Annotated in this window: 17 protein-coding genes and 2 tRNA genes; 4 read left to right on the top strand and 15 right to left on the bottom strand. The window is 75.3% G+C overall.

Features of this window, described 5'->3' with window-relative positions; genetic code table 11:
* Nucleotides 1-22: 22 nt before the first annotated feature.
* A tRNA-Gln gene (locus tag ACI799_RS09060) sits at nucleotides 23-95 on the bottom strand.
* A 204-nt stretch (nucleotides 96-299) separates the two neighbouring features.
* Between ACI799_RS09060 and ACI799_RS09055 the strand changes: the two genes are divergently transcribed.
* A complete protein-coding gene (locus tag ACI799_RS09055; protein ID WP_456600574.1) occupies nucleotides 300-1,292 on the top strand; it encodes an acyl-CoA desaturase in 993 nt (330 codons plus the stop codon).
* Nucleotides 1,293-1,328: 36 nt separating this feature from the next.
* On the opposite strand, the gene ACI799_RS09050 is transcribed toward ACI799_RS09055, so the two are convergent.
* The 7 genes from ACI799_RS09050 to ACI799_RS09020 all read right to left on the bottom strand — a co-directional run bounded on the left by ACI799_RS09050 (nucleotide 1,329) and on the right by ACI799_RS09020 (nucleotide 9,000).
* Entirely contained in the window at nucleotides 1,329-2,264 is a 936-nt protein-coding gene (locus tag ACI799_RS09050; RefSeq protein WP_456590859.1) for a 4-(cytidine 5'-diphospho)-2-C-methyl-D-erythritol kinase, read from the bottom strand.
* Complete coding sequence (gene rsmA / locus ACI799_RS09045) at nucleotides 2,261-3,097, bottom strand: 16S rRNA (adenine(1518)-N(6)/adenine(1519)-N(6))-dimethyltransferase RsmA (RefSeq protein ID WP_456590860.1); 837 nt, start codon at nucleotides 3,095-3,097, stop codon at nucleotides 2,261-2,263. Before rsmA ends, ACI799_RS09050 begins: the two co-directional genes overlap by 4 nt.
* A 34-nt stretch (nucleotides 3,098-3,131) precedes the next feature.
* A complete protein-coding gene (locus ACI799_RS09040) occupies nucleotides 3,132-4,223 on the bottom strand; it encodes a ubiquitin-like domain-containing protein (RefSeq protein WP_456612917.1) in 1,092 nt (363 codons plus the stop codon).
* Between the two features lie 345 nt (nucleotides 4,224-4,568).
* Nucleotides 4,569-5,408: a hypothetical protein gene (locus ACI799_RS09035; RefSeq protein WP_456612916.1), complete on the bottom strand. Its 840-nt coding sequence runs from the start codon at nucleotides 5,406-5,408 to the stop codon at nucleotides 4,569-4,571.
* A gap of 194 nt (nucleotides 5,409-5,602) precedes the next feature.
* Complete coding sequence (locus tag ACI799_RS09030; RefSeq protein WP_456612915.1) at nucleotides 5,603-6,487, bottom strand: TatD family hydrolase; 885 nt, start codon at nucleotides 6,485-6,487, stop codon at nucleotides 5,603-5,605.
* Nucleotides 6,484-8,283: a methionine--tRNA ligase gene (metG, locus tag ACI799_RS09025; protein WP_456612914.1), complete on the bottom strand. Its 1,800-nt coding sequence runs from the start codon at nucleotides 8,281-8,283 to the stop codon at nucleotides 6,484-6,486. Before metG ends, ACI799_RS09030 begins: the two co-directional genes overlap by 4 nt.
* Nucleotides 8,284-8,343: 60 nt before the next feature.
* Nucleotides 8,344-9,000 carry a hypothetical protein gene (locus tag ACI799_RS09020; RefSeq protein ID WP_456600570.1) on the bottom strand — a complete coding sequence of 219 codons (657 nt, stop codon included), beginning with the start codon at nucleotides 8,998-9,000 and terminating at the stop codon, nucleotides 8,344-8,346.
* A gap of 209 nt (nucleotides 9,001-9,209) precedes the next feature.
* Here ACI799_RS09020 and corA point away from each other — a divergent pair, with 209 nt between their 5' ends.
* A complete protein-coding gene (gene corA / locus ACI799_RS09015; protein WP_456590866.1) occupies nucleotides 9,210-10,331 on the top strand; it encodes a magnesium/cobalt transporter CorA in 1,122 nt (373 codons plus the stop codon).
* Between the two features lie 37 nt (nucleotides 10,332-10,368).
* Here corA and ACI799_RS09010 read toward each other — a convergent pair whose 3' ends face one another.
* Both ACI799_RS09010 and rsmI read right to left on the bottom strand, forming a co-directional pair.
* On the bottom strand, nucleotides 10,369-11,202 hold the full coding sequence (locus ACI799_RS09010; RefSeq protein ID WP_456612913.1) for an endonuclease domain-containing protein: 834 nt from the start codon (nucleotides 11,200-11,202) through the stop codon (nucleotides 10,369-10,371).
* Nucleotides 11,203-11,384: 182 nt separating this feature from the next.
* A complete protein-coding gene (rsmI, locus tag ACI799_RS09005; RefSeq protein WP_456590868.1) occupies nucleotides 11,385-12,224 on the bottom strand; it encodes a 16S rRNA (cytidine(1402)-2'-O)-methyltransferase in 840 nt (279 codons plus the stop codon).
* Between the two features lie 52 nt (nucleotides 12,225-12,276).
* Here rsmI and ACI799_RS09000 point away from each other — a divergent pair, with 52 nt between their 5' ends.
* Nucleotides 12,277-13,812: a dolichyl-phosphate-mannose--protein mannosyltransferase gene (locus ACI799_RS09000; protein ID WP_456595936.1), complete on the top strand. Its 1,536-nt coding sequence runs from the start codon at nucleotides 12,277-12,279 to the stop codon at nucleotides 13,810-13,812.
* A 175-nt stretch (nucleotides 13,813-13,987) separates the two neighbouring features.
* On the top strand, nucleotides 13,988-14,860 hold the full coding sequence (locus ACI799_RS08995; protein ID WP_456612912.1) for an AfsA-related hotdog domain-containing protein: 873 nt from the start codon (nucleotides 13,988-13,990) through the stop codon (nucleotides 14,858-14,860).
* Nucleotide 14,861: 1 nt separating this feature from the next.
* Here the strand turns inward: ACI799_RS08995 and ACI799_RS08990 are convergent, their stop codons facing one another.
* The 5 genes from ACI799_RS08990 to glp form a co-directional block, all read right to left on the bottom strand.
* Nucleotides 14,862-15,506 (bottom strand): ScbR family autoregulator-binding transcription factor, encoded by a 645-nt coding sequence (locus ACI799_RS08990; RefSeq protein WP_456590871.1) that lies wholly within the window; start codon nucleotides 15,504-15,506, stop codon nucleotides 14,862-14,864.
* A gap of 139 nt (nucleotides 15,507-15,645) precedes the next feature.
* Nucleotides 15,646-15,719 (bottom strand) — tRNA-Ala (locus tag ACI799_RS08985).
* Nucleotides 15,720-15,830: 111 nt separating this feature from the next.
* Nucleotides 15,831-16,544, bottom strand: a complete 714-nt coding sequence (locus ACI799_RS08980; RefSeq protein ID WP_456590872.1) for a hypothetical protein — start codon at nucleotides 16,542-16,544, stop codon at nucleotides 15,831-15,833.
* A 189-nt stretch (nucleotides 16,545-16,733) separates the two neighbouring features.
* The gene (locus tag ACI799_RS08975) at nucleotides 16,734-17,366 is read right to left on the bottom strand and encodes a GNAT family N-acetyltransferase (RefSeq protein ID WP_456590873.1); all 633 of its coding nucleotides are present in this window, start codon (nucleotides 17,364-17,366) and stop codon (nucleotides 16,734-16,736) included.
* 12 nt (nucleotides 17,367-17,378) lie between these two features.
* Nucleotides 17,379-18,803, bottom strand: a complete 1,425-nt coding sequence (gene glp, locus ACI799_RS08970; RefSeq protein WP_456590874.1) for a molybdotransferase-like divisome protein Glp — start codon at nucleotides 18,801-18,803, stop codon at nucleotides 17,379-17,381.
* Between the last annotated feature and the right edge of the window lie 62 nt (nucleotides 18,804-18,865).

Genomic DNA, 18,865 nt, shown 5'->3' with positions numbered 1-18,865 from the left:
CGATCGGCGTCGGCGGGTTGCGCTGGGGGACTCGGACTCGAACCGAGACTTCCCGGCTCCAAAGGCCGGCGGGCTGCCGATTACCCCATCCCCCATCCCCGGGCCGTGCCGGCCCGGAGGGCGCCGGGGTGCGGCGCCCGGGACGAGCCTAGGGCCCCGCCGGCGTGGGCAGCACCCGCGTGGGGACCGATCCCCCGCCGTCGGCTCGCCGACTCACCCGGGGTGCCGTACGTTACGGCCACGCAGCCGGGCCCCAGTGCGCGCCGGCCGATCCCCCACCGGTCGCCCTCGGAGGCCCCTTGTCTGCTCCTGCCCGCACCCGGCCCATGGCTCCTCCGCGTCCCGCGGAACCGCACGCCGGGCTCCCGGCCAACGCGATCGGCCGACGCAAGAGCGTCCTGGAGATCGTCACCCTCTACGTCTTCGTGGTGGTGCCCTTCCTCGCCCTGGCGGCCGTCGTCCCGGCCGTGTGGGGCTGGGGGCTGTCCTGGCTCGACGTGGGGCTCGCCGTCGGCTTCTACTTCTTCACGCTCCTCGGCGTGACCGTGGGCTACCACCGGTACTTCACGCACGGCTCCTTCAAGGCCAAGCGCCCGCTCCGGCTGCTGCTGGCCGTCGCCGGGTCCATGGCGGTGCAGGGCCCGGTCGTGCAGTGGGTGGCCGACCACCGGCGGCACCACGCCTTCTCCGACCGCGACGGTGACCCGCACTCGCCGTGGCGCTACGGCAGCGACGCCCGCGCGCTGCTCAAGGGCATGTTCCACGCCCACCTCGGCTGGCTGTTCGAGCGGCGCAAGACCAGCCAGGAGCGCTACGCACCCGACCTGATGAAGGACTCCGCGCTGGTCACCACCGACCGGCTGTTCGTGGTGTGGGCGGCGATCAGCCTGTTCCTCCCGGCCGTCATCGGCGGCCTGGTGACGATGAGCTGGGCCGGCGCCTGGACGGCGTTCTTCTGGGCGGGGCTGGTCCGCATCGCGCTGCTGCACCACGTCACCTGGTCGATCAACTCGGTCTGCCACGTGGTCGGCGACCGCCCGTTCGTCTCCCCGGGCCGTGACCGCGCGACGAACTTCTGGCCGCTGGCGATCCTCAGCGCGGGCGAGTCGTGGCACAACCTCCACCACGCCGACCCGACCTGCGCCCGGCACGGCGTGCTGCGCGGGCAGATCGACATCAGCGCCCGCACCATCTGGGTGTTCGAGAAGCTCGGCTGGGCCTGGAACGTCAAGTGGCCCGACCCCGTGCGGCTGGCGGCCAAGCGGCGGCTGCCCGCGGCCACCGGCAGCTGAGCTCCGGAGCCCGCGGGGCGATCCCGCGGGCTCCCGTCAGGCGGTCGGCCGGGCCCCGGGGACCGGGCCCGTGACGGCCCGCACCGTGCGGAACGCGCCGACGCCGGCGAGCTCGGCCGCGAGCCGGACGGCGGACCGCTCGTCGGCCGCGAGCGCGGCCACCGTGGGTCCCGAGCCGCTCACCAGCACGGCGCGGGCGCCGGCGTCCTCGGCCGCGCGCAGCGCCCGGCGCAGCTCCGGCCGCAGGGCCAGGGCGGCCGGCTGCAGGTCGTTGACCAGGGCAGCGGCGAGCTCCGTCGTCGAGCCCGAGCGCAGCGCGGCGAGCACCGGGTCGGCCGGCGTCGGCCCGGCCGCGTCGGGCAGCCGGCCGGCGGCGCGCATCCGGTCGAGCTCGGCGTAGACGGCCGGGGTGGACAACCCCTCCCCGGCGATGCCGAGCACCCAGTGCCAGCGCCCGCCGGTGAGCACCGGTGAGACCTGCTCCCCCCGGCCCGTGCCCAGGGCGACACCGCCGACGAGGGCGAACGGCACGTCGCTGCCCAGCTCAGCGGCGAGCGACAGCAGGTCCTCGCGGCCGGCCCGGGTCCCCCAGAGCGCGTCCAGCGCCACCAGCGTCGCCGCCGCGTCGGCGCTGCCGCCGGCCAGCCCCGCGGCGACCGGGATGCTCTTGGACACCTCCAGGTCGGCGTCGGCGCGGACGCCCGCGTGCGCGGCGAGCAGCTCCGCGGCCCGCCAGACCAGGTTGGTGCGGTCGGCGGGCACCTGTCCCGGGCCGTCGGCCGCGCCGGCCCCTTCCCCGGTCACCCGCAGGGACAGCCCCTCGCCCGGCCGCGCGGTGACGGTGTCGTGCAGCGACACGGCGAGGTAGACGGTCTGCAGCGCGTGGAACCCGTCGGCGCGCAGGGGTCCCACGCCCAGGTGCACGTTGATCTTCGCCGGCGCCCGGACGACCACCGCGTCCCGGCCGCTCACGGCTGCACCGCTCCGGTGCCGGCCAGCCGGGCGAAGTCGGCGAGGGAGAGCTGCTCACCGCGGGCGGAGGGCTCGATGCCGGCGGCGCGCAGGCGCGCCTCGGCCGCGGCGGGGCCGCCCGCCCAGCGGGCCAGCGCCGCCCGCAAGCCCTTGCGCCGCATGCCGAAGGCCGCGTCCACCACGGCGAAGGTCGCCTCCCGGTCCCCCGCTGGGGGCGGCCGGCGGACGAGGGCCACCAGCCCCGAGTCGACGTTGGGCTCGGGCCAGAAGACCCGGCGGCCGACGTTGCCGGCCCGGCGCACCTCGCCGTACCAGGCGGCCTTGACCGAGGGGACGCCGTACGCGGACGTCCCGGGCGCGGCGGCCAGCCGTTCGGCCACCTCCGCCTGCACGAGCACCAGCGCCCGGTCGAGGGTGGGCAGCAGCTCCAGCAGGTGCAGCAGCACCGGCACCGCGATGTTGTAGGGCAGGTTCGCCACCAGCGCGGTGGGCGGGGGCCCGGGCAGCTCCTGGACCCGCAGCGCGTCGGCCTGGACCACGGTGAGCCGGTCGGCGAGGTCGGGGCGGCGCGCGGCGACGGTCTCGGGCAGGAGCGCGGCCAGCCGCGGGTCGATCTCCACCGCCGTCACCTGCGCGGCGGCCGGCAGCAGGCCGAGGGTCAGCGAGCCCAGCCCGGGACCCACCTCGAGGACGACGTCGTCGGGCCGCAGGTCCGCGGTCCGCACGATCCGCCGGATCGTGTTGGCGTCGTGCAGGAAGTTCTGCCCGAGGGTCTTGGTGGGGCGCAGGTCGAGCCGCTGGGCCAGCTCGCGGATGGCGGCCGGGCCCAGCAACCCGTCCGGCTGCTCGGGTGCGGTGCTCAGCGGATCAGCTGAACAGGCGGGGGCCGCAGTGCGGCCACTGGCCCGCTCCGGAGCGCTGGTACAGCAGCTGGGCGCGGTAGGTCTGCTCGTCGGCCGACGCGGCCGCAGGGTCACCGGTCCCCCCGACCGCGTTCCAGGTGGCCTGCGAGAACTGGTACATGCCGCGGTACTTGCCGGTGCCGCTGACCGCGTTCGGGCGCCCGCCGGACTCGCACGCGGCCAGCGCCGACCAGTTGAGGCCGTCGGCGGCAGGGCGGTTGGTCGGGCGGGCCTTGGTGCCGACCGTGACGTGCTCGTCGACCGGCGCGCGGGTGACGGTGCGGGAGAGCTCCTCGCGGCTGGTCTCGCGACCGTCGACGACGGTCACCCGGTAGGTCGTCGACTGCTCGCCGTCGACGCCCGGGACGGTCACCGTCTCGTCACCCTGGAACGCCTCGGCGTCCTTGGTCTCCACCCGCCCGTGGGCGATGGGGGTCGTCTCGGTGACCTCGGAGACCTGCACCCGGTACACCTGCAGCCGCATGCGGTTGAGCAGGGCCTGGGACGGCCGCAGGCTGGTGCGGTCGGTCTCGCTGAGCGCGATGCCCTGCTCGGCGAGCAGGTCGCCGGCCGTGGCGGCGGTGGTGGTGACCACCCGCTCCTGCCCGTCGGCGACGAGCACGACGTCCTTCGGCGTGGTGATGCTCAGCTGCATCCCCTCCAGCGGGAGGCGATCGCTGCGGCTGGCCGAGAGCACCAGGCCGTCGGCGCGGAAGCCCAGCTGGTCCAGCGCCTCCTCGACCGACAGGGCGGTGACCTGCACCTGGCGCGAGACGCCGTCCACGGTCAGCTCGAGCGGCCGGGCCCGGGTGAGGACGACGGCGTCGCCGTCGGCCACCGCCTGATCGGGCGACGGGAGCACGACGTCGTGGGCGGTGAGCGTGAGCCCCTCTTCCTCCAGCACCTCGGCCACCGTGCCGGCGTAGGTGCCGACGTCCCGGGTCTGCCCGTCCACGGTCAGCGAGACGGACTTCTGGGCGAGGAAGAAGGCCAGCGTCCCGCCCACCAGTCCGAGCAGGACGAGGGCGAAGAGGCTGAGCTGCAAGGAGCGGCGCACGACACTTCCAGGGGTCACAGAACCCGGGCAGGAGGGTGACGGGGCCGCCGGAGCGGCCTCGGCCGCTCGGCGGCCCGGGCGGCGGCCGGCGGGTTCCCCCGCGATGGCGCCACCCGGTCGTTCCTCCACCCCGGCTGTCGGTCACGACACGATAACGAACACTCTGCGCATGGCGATGGTGCACGAGCAGTGAAGCAGCAGTCGCCGCCTCCGCTGTGTCGACTCGCCGACACGAGCAGTGACGACCGCGCCGGGTTCGGGCGCCGTGCGGGACGACCGCCGCCCGGATGCGCGGTGATCAAGCACACGGCGTAAGGGGTGCCCCGGACGGGCACCCGGCCGATCTCAGCCGGCGAGCGCGACCGCGCTGGACCGCACCGGGCGCAGCCAGCTCAGCAGGAAGGCGGCCACCGCGAGCCCCGCGGCCAGCGCGGAGAAGCCCCCGGCCACGAACGCGACGGGCAGCACGTCGAAGCCCTCGCCGATCTGGTCCCCCAGGTCCAGGCCGACCCGGAGCAGCAGCGTGCCCAGCGGCAGCAGGGCGCTCACGCTCGCGGCGGCGACGACCAGGTGCGCCGTCCAGGTGCGCAGCGCCTCGTCCACGGGCACGTCGGCGCCGTCGGCGGGCAGCGGACGGAGGAGGGCGCGCAGCAGGGCCACCTCGGCCAGCAACCAGGCGGCCAGCGGCACGGCGACGACCGCCCAGGCCACGGCACCCCCGAGGTCACCCGAGGACCACAACCACCCGGCCAGCAGCAGCTCGGCGGCGACCACCACCCGCATCGTCCACACCAGCCAGCCCGAGATCTGCTCCCCCTGGCGCGGTCGCCGGGCCGGCGAGCTCAGCTGCCAGCGCGGTCGCGGCCGGGTGACCTCGGCCAGCAGGACGCCCGCCAGCGAGCCGACCACGAGCAGCGGCAGCCACAGGAACACCGAGGCCTCGGCGAGCACCACCACGCTGGCCACGATCCCGGCGATGCCCAGGAGCAGGCCCAGCCACCGCCAGCGACGGCCGTGCAGCGCCTGACGCTGCAGGACCGCGGCCCCCTCCCGGGTGGGCTGGGCCAGCTCCACCCCCGCGGCGGCGACGGCCCGCCGCCCGGCCGCCAGCCCCCAGGCGCGGGCCAGCAGGACGCCCGGCACCAGCAGAGCGACGAAGACCACGACGGCGATGAGACGACCCACGGTGTTGATTGTCGTCCTACCGGACGACACCGCCACCAATTGCCGTCCCCATTTGCGCGGAGCCCTCCCCGTCCCGCCCCGCGAGCCATCCGGGCCCCCGCTCGGCGGGACCCGCTCCGCGGTGACGGGATGGAACGGCCACCCTTCGGGGACCCGCACCGAGCGGAGCGCGGCGCGGGGGGAGGGTGGTCCTTCTACCAGCTGCCGAAGACGCGCTCGGCGGTGGCGGTGAGGGCGTGGCAGAGCTCCGTCAGGTCGGTCCCGGTCACCTCGGCGAGTGCGCGGACCGTGTGCGGCACCAGCCGGGAGGCATTGGGGCGACCCCGGAACGGCACCGGGGTCAGGAACGGGGAGTCGGTCTCCACCAGCAGCTGGCCGACCGGGGTCAGGGCCGCGGCCTCGCGCAGGTAGCCGGCGTTGGCGAAGGTCAGCGTGCCGGCGAAGGAGAGCACGTACCCGCGCGCCACGCACGCCCGCGCGAACGCCGCGTCACCGGAGAAGCAGTGCATGACGACGTGCTCGGGCGCGCCCTCGTCGTCGACGACCCGGAGGATCTCCTCGTGCGCGTCCCGGTCGTGGATGACCAGCGCGACGCCGTGCTCCTTGGCGATGCGGATGTGCGCCCGGAACGACGCCTCCTGGGCGGCCCACCCGTCGGGACCGGTGCGGAAGCGGTCCAGCCCCGTCTCCCCCACCGCCCGCACGCGCGGCAGCGCCGCCAGGCGGTCGATCTCGGCGAGCGCGTCGTCGTCCGCCTTCCCCGCGCCGGCCTCGTTCGGGTGCAGCGCGACGGCGGCGAGCACGTTGGGGTGCCGGGCCGCCAGCTCGGCCGACCACCGGGACGACGCGACGTCGACCCCGACCTGCACCAGCCGCGGGATCCCGACCGCCTCCGCCGCGGCGATCTCCGCGTCGACGGCGGCCTCGGACGCCCACTCGCCGTGCTCGTCCCCGGCCGGCCGCTCCCCCAGCACGATGTCCAGGTGGGTGTGGCTGTCCAGCGCGGGCGCCGGCAGCGGCTCCGGGGACGGCGGCGCCTCGCCCCGCTTGTTGGCGCGGGCGGAGGCCGACCGGCTCACTGCGCCTTCTCCTCCAGCCGGGCCAGCTCCTCGGCGACGACGGAGTCGTCGAGCTTCTTGAAGATCGGCGTCGGCGGGGCCAGCGGGGTGCCCGACGGCGGGAGCGGGGTGGAGCCCCAGCCGGCCTGCCCCTCGTCGTAATCCCCGGTGATGATCGGGTACGGCGAGCCGTCGTCGAGGTCGGTGACCTCCTCGATCCGCGGGGCGGGCGACCACACCCCCGTGCCGCCGAGCAGGTCGTGCACCTTCTGCGCCGAGTGCGGGAGGAACGGCGTCAGCAGGGCGTTGCAGTCCTTGATCGCCTGCAGCGCGGTGTGCAGCACGGTGTCCCGGCGGGCCGGGTCCTCCTTGAGCTTCCACGGCGCCTGGTCCGACAGGTACTTGTTGGCCTCGCCGACCACGCGCATCGCCTCGCCGATGGCGGCCTTCTGCCGGTTGCGGGACAGCAGCTCGCCGACGGGTGCGAACGCCCCGGACGTCGTGTCCAGCAACGCGCGGTCGGCCTCGGTGAGCTCGCCCGGGGTCGGGACGGCGCCGACGTTCTTGGCCGCCATCGACACCGTGCGGTTGACCAGGTTGCCCCAGCCGGCGACCAGCTCGTCGTTGTTGCGGCGCAGGAACTCCGCCCAGGTGAAGTCGGTGTCCTGGTTCTCCGGCCCGGCCACGGCGATGAAGTAGCGCAGCGCGTCGGCGTCGTACCGGGCCAGGAAGTCCCGCACGTAGATGACCACGTTGCGGGAGGACGAGAACTTGCGCCCCTCCATGGTAAGGAACTCGCTGGAGACCACCTCGGTGGGCAGGTTGAGCCGGCCGAGCGAGCCCGGCGTCCCACCCTTGTCGCCCTCGCCGTTGTAGCCGAGCAGCTGGGCGGGCCAGATCTCGGAGTGGAAGACGATGTTGTCCTTGCCCATGAAGTAGTAGGCGGACGCATCCGGCGTCTGCCACCACTGGCGCCAGGCCTCCGGGTCCCCGGAGCGGCGGGCCCACTCGATCGACGCCGACAGGTAGCCGACGACGGCGTCGAACCAGACGTAGATGCGCTTGTCGTTGCGGTCGCGCCAGCCGTCCAGCGGCACCGGGACGCCCCAGTCGATGTCGCGGGTGTAGCTGCGCGGCTTGAGGTCCTCCAGCAGGTTGACGCTGAAGTTCAGGACGTTGGGCCGCCAGCTCTTCCGGGTGGCGAGCCAGTCGCCGAGCGCCCGGGTGAAGGCGGGCAGGTCGAGGAAGTAGTGCTCCTCCTCGACGAACTTCGGCGTCTCGCCGTTGATCTTGCTGACCGGGTTGATCAGCTCGACCGGGTCGAGCTGGTTGCCGCAGTTGTCGCACTGGTCGCCGCGCGCGCCGTCGTACCCGCAGATCGGGCAGGTGCCCTCGATGTAGCGGTCGGGCAGGGTGCGGCCGGTCGAGGGGCTGATCGCGCCGAGCGTCGTCTTCGGGAAGACGTAGCCGTTCTTCAGCAGGCCGAGGAAGATCTCCTGGCTGATCTGCGCGTGGTTGGCCGTCGTCGTCCGGGTGAACAGGTCGTAGCTCAACCCCAGCGACTGCAGGTCGCCCACGATGATCCGGTTGTTCCGGTCGGCGATCTGCCGGGGCGTGATCCCCTCGGCGTCGGCGGCGACCGTGATCGGGGTGCCGTGCTCGTCGGTGCCGCTCACCATCAGCACCCGGTCACCGGCCATCCGGTGGTAGCGGCTGAAGACGTCGGAGGGGACGCCGAAGCCGGAGACGTGGCCGATGTGCCGCGGGCCGTTGGCGTAGGGCCACGCGACGGCGGTCAGGATGTGCCGATCACTCACGCCGGTGAGCCTAGGCGGCGCGCTCGCCGCCGGTCGCCCGGGCGGGCGGCCGACGCCGGGTCAGGGCTGCGAGACGACGCTCGACGCGGGTCCCGCCGGCTCGACGTCGACCGGCTGGAGGACCGCGAGGCCGCCCAGCACGAGGGCGATGCACCCGAGGGTGAGCGCGCACAGCGACCGGTGGACGGTCACCGGATCGGGACGGCGCACGCGGACCCGCGGCCCCCGCAGCACCCAGGCCCGGGCGGTGGGCGCGTCCACGAGCAGCAGTTTCCCGATCGGTAGCGCGAAGGCGGCCGCGAACAGCAGCGGCAGCGGCAGCCCCCCGGTCAGCGCGGTCGGCAGCGGCAGCAGGACCGCCATGCCGCCCAACACCGACACCGCGGCGAGCTCGACCACCGAGGTGACGACGAGCAGCTTCCGGTCGGACCCCTCGATCAGCGCCGCCCCGGCACCGGCGGTGAGCACGATCCACCCGGCCAGCACGAACAGGGCGCCGGCCACGACCCAGCCGACCGGGCGCACCGGGGTGGCGAGCACGGCATCGGCCCGGGTCAGGCCGACCGCGAGCAGGCCGACGGCCTCGAGGACGGCGAGCACCCCCGCCGCGAGCACCGGGACCGGGATCCGCCGCGCGGCGGCATCCGGCGCGGGCCGCGTCGCGTCGAGCTGCGGCGCCCGGGCGGCGGTGCGGACGTCGAGGACGGTGCTCGCCACGAGGAATCTCTCCCTGACCGGTCGGGGGTGTCCCCCGACTGGACGGTCGATCGCGGAGGTGGCTGGAGCACCGCCCGGGCCGGCTCCCCCTTTCGGGTGGGACCGCGGTCGCCGGGCCGCGCGCAGGACGGGCCGCGTGGGCCGGGTACCCCGTGCGCGCCTACGCTCCTACTCCCGGACGACGACCCGCGAGGAAGGCGGCACCCGCGATGAGCACCCGGGACCAGCACCCGGCCGCCCCCCGGGGGCCGGTCGTCGGCGCGACAGCGGCGACCCCGCCGACCCTGCGACCCCAGCCGGCCGGCCTCCCGCACGGTCGGCCCACCCGCCGCCCGGCCGACGGCGCGGTCGTCGACTGCGCCGTCTACGTGGACGGCCGGCGGCAGGAGGCCGTGGCCCCCGACGCCGCGCTGCGGATGGCCGAGGAGCGCGGCGGCTTCGTGTGGCTCGGCCTCTACGCACCGAGCGAGGAGGAGCTGGGAGCGATCGCCGAGCGGTACGACCTGCACCCGCTCGCGGTCGAGGACGCCGTGTACGCCCACCAGCGCCCGAAGCTGGAGCCCTACGACGACGCCCTGTTCATGGTGCTCAAGACCGCGACGTACGTGGAGCACGAGGAGCTCACCGCCACCAGCGAGGTCGTCGACACCGGCGAGGTGATGGTCTTCCTCGGCCCGCGGTACGTGATCACGGTGCGGCACGGGGAGCACGGCGGCCTCGCGCACCTGCGGCAGCGGCTCGAGGAGCAGCAGGAACTGCTGTGCCTGGGGCCGTCAGCGGTGCTGTACGCGGTCGCCGACCTCGTCGTCGACACGTTCGTGGAGGTGGCGGCCGCGGTCGAGGAGGACGTCGAGGAGCTGGAGGCGTCGGTCTTCAGCCCCGAGCGCACCGACGACATCGGCCGGCTGTACCAGCTCAAGCGGGAGCTGGTGTCACTGCGACGAGCGGTCTCCCCCCTGGAGGTCCCGCTGCAGAAGCTCGCCGAGCGGCCGGTCGACGTCGTTCCCGCGGCGATGCGCTCCTACTTCCGCGACGTGCTCGACCACGCCCTCCGGGTGCGGGACCAGGTCGGTGGCCTCGACGAACTGCTCACGTCGATCCTGCAGGCATCGCTCGCGCGGACGACCATGGCCGACAACGAGGACATGCGGAAGATCTCCGCCTACGCGGGCATCATCGCCGTCCCCACCGCGATCGCCGGCATCTACGGCATGAACTTCGACTACATGCCGGAGTTGCGCTGGCCGTGGGCCTACCCGGCCGTGCTGCTGCTGATCGCGACGGTCATCACGCTGCTGTACCGCGGCTTCAAGCGCAACGGCTGGCTGTAGCCGCCTCCCCGCGCCACGGAGTGTGCACTCGTCGGGGTCACCGGCGGCGCGGTACGCCCGGGAACTGCACAGCCGCGGCCAAGCGAGCGAGGAGCTCGGCCGGTCGGTGCAGGTCCGCGGCAGTCACGAAGACGACGCGCCAACCCGCCTCCTGGAGCCGGTTGAGTCGTCGGCGGTCCCGGGCGAACTGACCGGGCTCGCCGTGCCACGCCCCGTCGTACTCGAGAGCCACCATCAACTCGGGCCACGCGAAGTCGACTCGCGCTACGAAGCTCCCTCGATGACGGACTTCGTACTGGGCGACCGGCACGGGCAGCCCGCCGCGGACGACGAGCAGTCGCAGGCGGGTCTCCTGGGGTGACTCGGCGAGCCCGTCGGCCAGCGCGCACGCGCGTCGGGCCTGCGCCGCTCCCGGGCCGCGTGCGACCGCTGCCCGCCGCCGCACCTCGGCCAGGTCGATCACCCGTGCCGCAGCCAGGCGGTCGAGCGCGATGACGGCGTCGTCCCCCGGCAGGGCGGCCGCCACCCGGACGGCGGTCGCCTCGGGACTCGTGACCCGCGCGCCGAGCCACCAGCGCACGTCCTCCCCCGCCAACGTCGCCCGGCGGACCCGGATCCCGGCGACCCGAACCGGCCGGTTCGACGGGGAGGCGGTCAGCTCCACGTCGTCATCGGGCCCGGCGAGATCCACGCCCCAGAGGACGGCCGCACTGCAGCCGGTCACGACGGCGTCCGGACGCACGAGCGTCGCGGCGGCCAGGACGCGCAGCTCGTGGTCGACCACGACGTCGCGGTGGACGTAGACATCGCGGAAGAGCCGGCGCCAGGCACTGCTGCGGAGCTGGTCCGGTGTCAGCAGGCCTTGCGCCACCGCAGCACTGCCCCGGAAGGGGCCGCCGCGGAGAGGTCGGGGCTGCATCGGGGGCCGGGGCACCGCCGAACCGTGCCGGATGCGGCGACCTGCGGGTCGGGCCTGTCCACAGGCGCCGCCGATGTGCGCTTCTCGGTGCCTGTCGCCGCTGGGAGACCCCGATCAGCGCACAGCGGCTGCGGTCAGGTGGCCTTGGCGGCGACCACGGCGTCGAAGACGGTGCGCTTGGGCAGGCCGGTGCGCTCCATGACCGCCCGGATGGCGTCCTTGCGGGTCGCGCCCGCGGCCTCCTCGGCGGCGACGGCGGCGGCGAGCTCCGGCCCGGTCAGCTCCACCGCCCGCTGCGGCGCACCCGCGATCACGAGCGTGATCTCCCCGCGCACCCCCTCGGCCGCCCAGCCGGCGAGCTCGCCGAGCCCACCGCGCCGCACCTCCTCGTACGTCTTGGTCAGCTCGCGGCAGACCGCGGCCGGCCGGTCCTCGCCGAGGACGGCGGCGGCGTCGGCCAGCGCGTCGGCCAGCCGGTGCGGCGACTCGAAGAACACCATCGTGCGGCGCTCGTCGGCCAGCGCGGTGAACGTCGAGCGCCGCTCCCCCGCCTTGCGCGGCAGGAAGCCCTCGAAGCAGAACCGGTCCACCGGCAGCCCGGAGACCGCCAGCGCGGTCGTCACCGCCGAGGGCCCGGGCACCGAGGTGACGGGGATCCCGGCGTCGATCGCCGCCCGCACGAGCGTGTACCCGGGGTCGGAGACCGACGGCATCCCGGCGTCGGTGAGCAGCAGCACCGTCGCGCCGGAGGCCAGCGCGTCCAGCAGGCCGGGCAGCCGCGCGCGCTCCACCGACTCGTGGAAGGTGACCACCCGGCCGGTGAGCGTGACCTCGAGGTCGGCGGCCAGGCGGTGCAGCCGGCGGGTGTCCTCGCATGCCAGCACGTCGGCCGTGGCCATCGCCGCCCGCAGGCGCGGGCCGACGTCACCGGGCTGCCCCAGGGGCGCCCCACCCAGCACCAACCGTCCGCTCACCCGTCGAGCCTGTCACGACCGGACCGGTGGCTGCGCCACCTACCCTGACCGCATGGCGGTGCTGGCGCCCGGGCGGGCGGAGTCGGACCCGCAGGCGCCCCCGCAGCCGGCCACCCCCCGGGTGCGCCGTCCGCCGTCCCCCGCGCGCCGCCGCGACGTCGTCCCCCCGCTGCCGGACGACCGGTGGACGGCCTGGACGATCGCCGCCGTCCTCGGCGCGCTGGCGCTGACCCTGCGGCTCTGGGGCATCGGCTACCCCCGGGCGCTGGTCTTCGACGAGGCGTACTACCCACCCCAGGCGCGGGAGCTGCTCACCTGGGGCTTCGAGTACAACCGCGGCTACTCCTACATCGTCCACCCACCGCTGGGCAAGTGGCTGATCGCGCTGGGCGAGCAGGCCTTCGGCTACAACTCGTTCGGCTGGCGCTTCCCGTCCGCGGTGGCCGGCTCGATCGCCGTCGTCATCCTGTTCCGGCTGGCCCGGCGGCTCACCGGCTCGACCGTCGTCGGCCTGTTCGCCGGGGTGCTGCTGCTCGTCGACGGCCTCCAGTTCACGCTCTCGCGGATCGGGCTGCTCGACATCTTCCTGCAGCTCTTCGTGCTGGCCGCCGTCTCCTGCCTGGTCGTCGACCGGGACGTGGTCCGCGCCCGGGTGCGTGCGGCCGCGCCGGTCGGCGCCACGGGCTTCCGGCTGGGCCCGCGCGGGTGGCGGATCGCGGCCGGTGTCCTGTTCGGCTGCGCCTGCGCGGTCAAGTGGAGCGGGGTCTGGTTCCTGGCCTTCTTCGCCGTCCTGTCGCTGTTCTGGGACCGCGCGGCGTGGCGGGAGGCGGGGGCGCCCCGGCCCACGCGGACGGCGGCGCGCCGGGGGTTGCCCGGCGCGCTGTGGGCGCTGGCCGCCGTCCCGGTGCTCACCTACCTGGCCAGCTTCACCGGCTGGTTCCTCGGCGAGACCTCGCAGGGCAGGGCCTGGGCGCAGCAGCACCCGGACACCGCGTTCCCGTGGGTGCCGGACGCCCTGCGCTCGCTGTGGCACGAGCACGCCGAGTGGCTGCGCTTCCACAACGGCCTGTCCAGCCCGCACCCGTGGGAGTCCGGGCCCTGGTCGTGGCTGGTCACCGGCCGGCCGATCCTGCTGTGGAACCCCCAGGGCCTCGTCGACGCCGAGGGCGATCAGGTCATCCGGTACATCCTGATGCTCGGGACGCCGACGCTGTGGTTCCTCTTCGCCCCGGCGACGCTGTGGCTGCTCTGGCGGATCGTCGCCCGGCGGGACCCGGCCGCCCTCACCGTCGCCGTCGGGATCGCGGCGGGCTGGCTGACCTGGTTCGTGAACCTCGAGCGCACGATGTTCCTCTTCTACGCGGCCCCCGCGCTGCCGTTCTTCGTCCTCGCGGTCGCCCTGCTGCTCCAGGACGTCGTGGGCCGGCCGGGCGCCGACGAGTGGCGTCGGCGGGTGGGCCTGGCCACCGCCTGCGGGTACATCGCGATCGTCGTGGCCACCTTCGCGTTCTTCTGGCCGGTGCTGACCGGGCAGCCGCTCTCGCACAGCGAGTGGGTGCAGCGGATGTGGTTCCCCTCCTGGTACTGAGCGGCCCCGCCCGCGCCCGGTGCGCCCGTCCCACCGGTCCGGTGCGTACCGGAACGCCCCGTGCGGCCGGGTTCTGGCCGACACTCGACGCGACGCGCCGAGCCCGGCCGCAGCTCCCGAACCGGAGAACCCCATGACGCCGCCATCCGCACGACCCGCCCTGCACGATCCCGCCGTGGCGCCGCCCGGCGCCGGCTCCCCGACCTGGGTGCTCGTCGAGCAGGCGCTGGTGCACAAGACCGCGCCGGACGAGGTGCTGGCGACCGAGCTGGCGACCCTCGCGGGGGACCGGACCGCCGTGGCGGCGCGCTGGCCGGCGGCGCACGGCCGGTACGACCGGCGGGCCGGGACCGTGGGCCACCTGCTGCTGGTCGTCGAGACGATCCGCCAGGCCGGGCTGTGCCTGGCCCACCGCCGGCTGGACGTCCCGCTGGGCGAGCAGTTCGTGTTCCACCGCATCAGCACCCGGCTCGCCGCGCCGCTCGCCGAGCTCCGGGGAGCCGCCCCGGCCGGGACGGTGACCGTCGTCCAGCCCACCGTCCGGCTGCGGGCGGGCCGTCCGTCCCGCGCGTCGCTGCGGGCCGAGATCTGGCACGGGGCGCAGCTCTGGGCGACCGCCGACGCCGACTACTCGTGGCTGCCGCCGGCTGTCTACGCGCGGCTGCGGGCCCTCGGCCGGGACCGCGGCGCCGGCGGCGGGACACTGGTGCCCAGGCCGCGGGACGCCGGCGAGGGCGACGGCCTCGCCCACCGCTCCCGGGTCGCCGTCGACCTCACCGACCCGACCTACTTCGACCACCCGGTCGACCACCTGCCGGGGATGCTCCTCGTCGGCGCGGCGCTGGCCGCGGTCACGGACCGCCCCGATCTGCCCGGAGCCGCCACCCGGCTGGCCGGCCTGGACCTCGCCTTCGACCGGTTCGCCGAGCTCGACCGGCCGACCTGGGTGCGCACGGACGCCGGCAGCGGGCGATCGAACGGCGTGCCCGTGCAGCTGGGGCAGGACGACGACGTCGTCGCCCGGGGGCGGGTGTTCCTCGGCGGCTAGCTCAGGCGAGGGGCTCGGGGCGCAGCTGCGGGAGGATCAGCGCCCAGAAGGAGTCGAGCCGCGACTCCAGGTCGCGTCGAGCGCTCAGCTCCTGGGAGACCTGCTGCATCCCGAAGAAGCTGGCGACGATGACCTGGGCGGTGCCCACCGGGTCGGCCCGGTGGCTGATCTGCCCCCGCTCCTGGCCCTGGGTGATCAGCTGGGTGAGCGCGTGCTGCCAGCCGACGTAGGGCTGGGGCAGCTTCGCCAGCGCCTCCGGCGGCAGCTCGGCCATCAGCCGCTTGGAGGCGCGGGTGACCGGATCGGTCGCGAACTGGCGGCCGGCCACGTACGTGACCGCGACGAGGGCGTCGAGCGCGTCGTCGTGGGAGTCCAGGACGCCGCGCAGCATGACCGGCCACGTCTCGAACATCTGGTGGACGACCGCGACCGCCACGCTCTCCTTGGACTCGAAGTGCCAGTAGAGCGCCCCCTTGGTCATGCCGGTGCCGGCGACGATGTCGCTCAGCGAGGTGGCGGCGTAGCCGCGCTCGCCGAACTCGCGGGCGGCGACGTCGATGATTAGCTGCCGGGTGGCGGCGCTGTCACTGGCCCGCCCCCGCGCGCGCCGCGGGGCGGGTGAGGCCCCGACCGGTGACCGAACCATGGAACCGCCTCCCGTGGGGACGCCGTGGCCCCGTGTCGCGGGGCAGCCTAGCGGTCGGGAGCGGCCGATCGACCCTCCGACGCAACGACGACGGCGCCGCCGGGGGAAGAACCCCCGACGGCGCCGGTCCGTCGTCCGGTGGAGCTGAGGGGATTTGAACCCCTGACCCCCTCGATGCGAACGAGGTGCGCTACCGGTCTGCGCCACAGCCCCTTGCGCGGGAAAGACTACCGCCCGCTTCGCCCGGCCCCGCCACCGGGGCGGGGCCGGGCCCCTGCACGGTCCCGCCGCGAGCGTGCGCGCGGTGGGGGCAGGGGGTGTCTCTCAGCCGTTGGCCGCCCGGGCCGGGCGGTACTCGTCGATGTCGGCGAAACCGATGTCGTCGTCGTCCAGCCCGACGACGGCGCTGTTCTGCCATCCCATGGGCGCCGGCGTCCGCGCGGCCACCACGCGACCAGGCCGCAGGGCGTGCACCGGGGCCAGCGGGATGCTGGGGTGCGACAGGGCCGGCAGCGCCTCCTGGGCGACCGTCTCGTGCACCTCCGGCGACGTGCGCTGGACCGGCGCCGGAGCGGGCCGGGCGGCCGGGCGCGCCGGGCGCGCCGGTGCGCGGAGGGTCTGGCGCGCCGCCGCCCGGGCGGCGCGACGCGCGGCGAGCCGCTCGCGCCGGGCCACCTTGCGCAGCACCAGCACGTACCCGACGGTCGCGGCGGTGGCGACCGCCTGCAGGATCCACAGCCACGGCGTGACCAGCAGGGCGCCGGCCAGCGACGCGAGGGTGAGCAGCACCAGACCGCCCAGCACCCGGCGGCGCACCGCGTGCACGTCCACCTTGAGCTCGCCGGTGGTGCGCAGGACCTCGCGGTCGATCGACACCCGCTCGGTCGCCGCGTGCCGCACGGCGTCGGCCGCGCGACGCCGCTGCAGGGTCCGCCCCGAGTCAGCAGGCTCGCCCCGGCCCTCCTGCGCGTCGCCGCGGGTCACCACCATGGGCACCAGCACGACGAACCACAGCACGACCAGAGCTGCCAGAAGCACACCCGATCCCATACGACACCACCTGTCACATCAGTCACTCGCCAGGCGAGGCTAAGCAGGGACGGCACCGGGAACCGGGAGGCGCGCGGGCGTGTCGCTGATGTGTTGTGGGACCGGTGTGACGGGAGACGGCGTGTCCGCCGCGCACGGCCCCGCGACGGCGACCACCCGTGCTATGCCGCGAGTCGATCAGTCGACGGGTCGACCCGGCCCCGACCGCTGCCAGCGGTCGAGCACTCCCCGCGGGAGATCCTCGGCGAGCAGCGCGTAGCCCAGGTGGTCCCGCCAGTCGCCGTCGATGTCGAGGTAGCGGCGCAGCAGCCCCTCCTGCTGGAAGCCGAGCCGCTCCACCAGCCGCCGGCTGGGCAGGTTCTCCGGCCGGATGTCGGCCTGGAGCCGGTGCAGCCCGGCCGGACCGAACGCGTGGTCGCACACCAGGGCCACGGCCAGCGAGGCGACCCCGCGACCGGCCACCGAGCGGTCGATCCAGTAGCCGAGGTACCCGGCCCGCAGCGCCCCGCGCACGATGTTGTCCACGGTCACCTGCCCGGCCAGCCGACCCTCGACCCGGACCACGAACGGCAGCGCGGTGCCCAGCCGAGCCCGTCGGGCCATCACCCGCCGCATCGCCCGGTACGCCCCCGGTGTGTGCCGGGCCCGCCACGAGACGGCGGCGGTCGGCTCCCAGGGGCGCAGCCAGTCCTCGTTGGCCAGCCGCACCCGGCTCCACTCCGCCGCGTCCCCGCGGCGCGGTGGGTGCAGCTCCACCGGTCCCCAGGCGAGCCGGGCGGGCCAGCCGGGGTGCAGCAGCGGATCGGTCACGGCGGGCTCGGGTCAGCCGCCGAGCAGCAGCGGCATGACCGTGACCAGCCCGCCGGCGGCCACCTCGGTGACGTCCTCGTCGATGACGATGAGGCAGTTCGCCCGGGCCATCCGCGCCAGCAGGGCGTCTGTGGCCTCGCCCACCGGCTCGACGACGTAGCCGCCGTCGGGGTGGCGCATCACCGTGCCGTGCAGGTACTGGCGGTACCCGAGCGGGGAGAGCAGCTGCTGCCCGGAGATCGCCTGCACCGTGCGCCGGAACAGCTGCCGCTTGCCCAGCATCAGGCGGATGGCGGGGCGCACGAAGACCTCGAAGGAGACCAGGGCGGCGACCGGCTCCCCCGGCACGCAGATGACCGGCACCTGGTCGCGCCCCAGCCGGCCGAAGCCCTGCGCGGGACCGGGGTGCATCGCCACCTGGCGGAAGCGCATCTCGCCCAGGCCGGCCAGCGCCTCCTGCACCATGTCGAACCCGCCACCGGCGAAGGTGCCGGCGATCAGCACCAGGTCGCTGCGCAGCAGCTGGCTCTCGAGCACCTCGGCCAGGCGCCGCTGCTCCCCGGGGAGGATGCCCCAGCGGTAGGCGTCGGCGCCGGCGTCCCGGGCGGCGGCCGCCAGGGCGTAGCTGTTGACGTCGACCACCTGACCCGGGGTGAGAGGGGAGGTGATGTCCACCAGCTCCGGGCCGGCACTGAGCACCGCCACGCGCGGCCGGGGCCGCACGAGGACGCGGTCCCGCCCGACGGCGGCCAGCAGGCTGATCTGCGCCGGCCCGATCGGGGTGCCGACGTGCACGGCCGGGTCCCCCGGGTCGACGTCGTCGCCGGTGCGGCGCACGTAGCTGCCCACCGGCGGCGCGGCCTGGACGGCGACCCGCGCCGCACCGTTGTCGGTCCACACCGCCGGGACGACGACGTCGGCACCGGTCGGGAGCATCGCGCCCGCGGCGACCCGCATGGCCAGCCCGGGGCCGATCGACGACGGCGCGCTGGCACCGGCCACGCTCTCCCCCACGACGGGCAGCTCGACCGGCTGCGCCACCGTGGCCCCGGCGACGTCCTCCGCGCGGGCCGCGTAGCCGTCGAGCGCGGCCTGGTCGAAGGCCGGCAGCGCCCGCTGGCTGACCACGTCCTCGGCGCAGAGCAGCCCCTGGGCGTCGAGGACGGCCAGCTCGATCGGGTCCGGCTGCGGCACCGCGGCGAGGATCTCGTCGAGGTGCCGCTCGACGGTGCGCACGTGCGGGGAGACGTCCGAGCGGCCGTCGGCCGGCAGCGGCACCGGGCCGGTGAGGGCGCGCTGCGCCGGCACCTGGTCGACCGGGGCTACGACCGGACCGGTCCGCCGGGGTGGGGCCATGGGCATGTCGACCTGGGCGGTGTCCCGGTGGCCCCGGAACTCCCCGCCCCCGTTGCTGTCGTCGTCGCTCTGCCCGGACATCCCCACCACCGTCGTCCCGCCGTGCCGTCTGCCGACACCGGCCCGTGCGGCAGCGCCGGACC

Source organism: Blastococcus sp. SYSU DS0753 (assembly GCF_054051175.1).
This window is presented reverse-complemented; position numbering and strand designations above follow the sequence as displayed.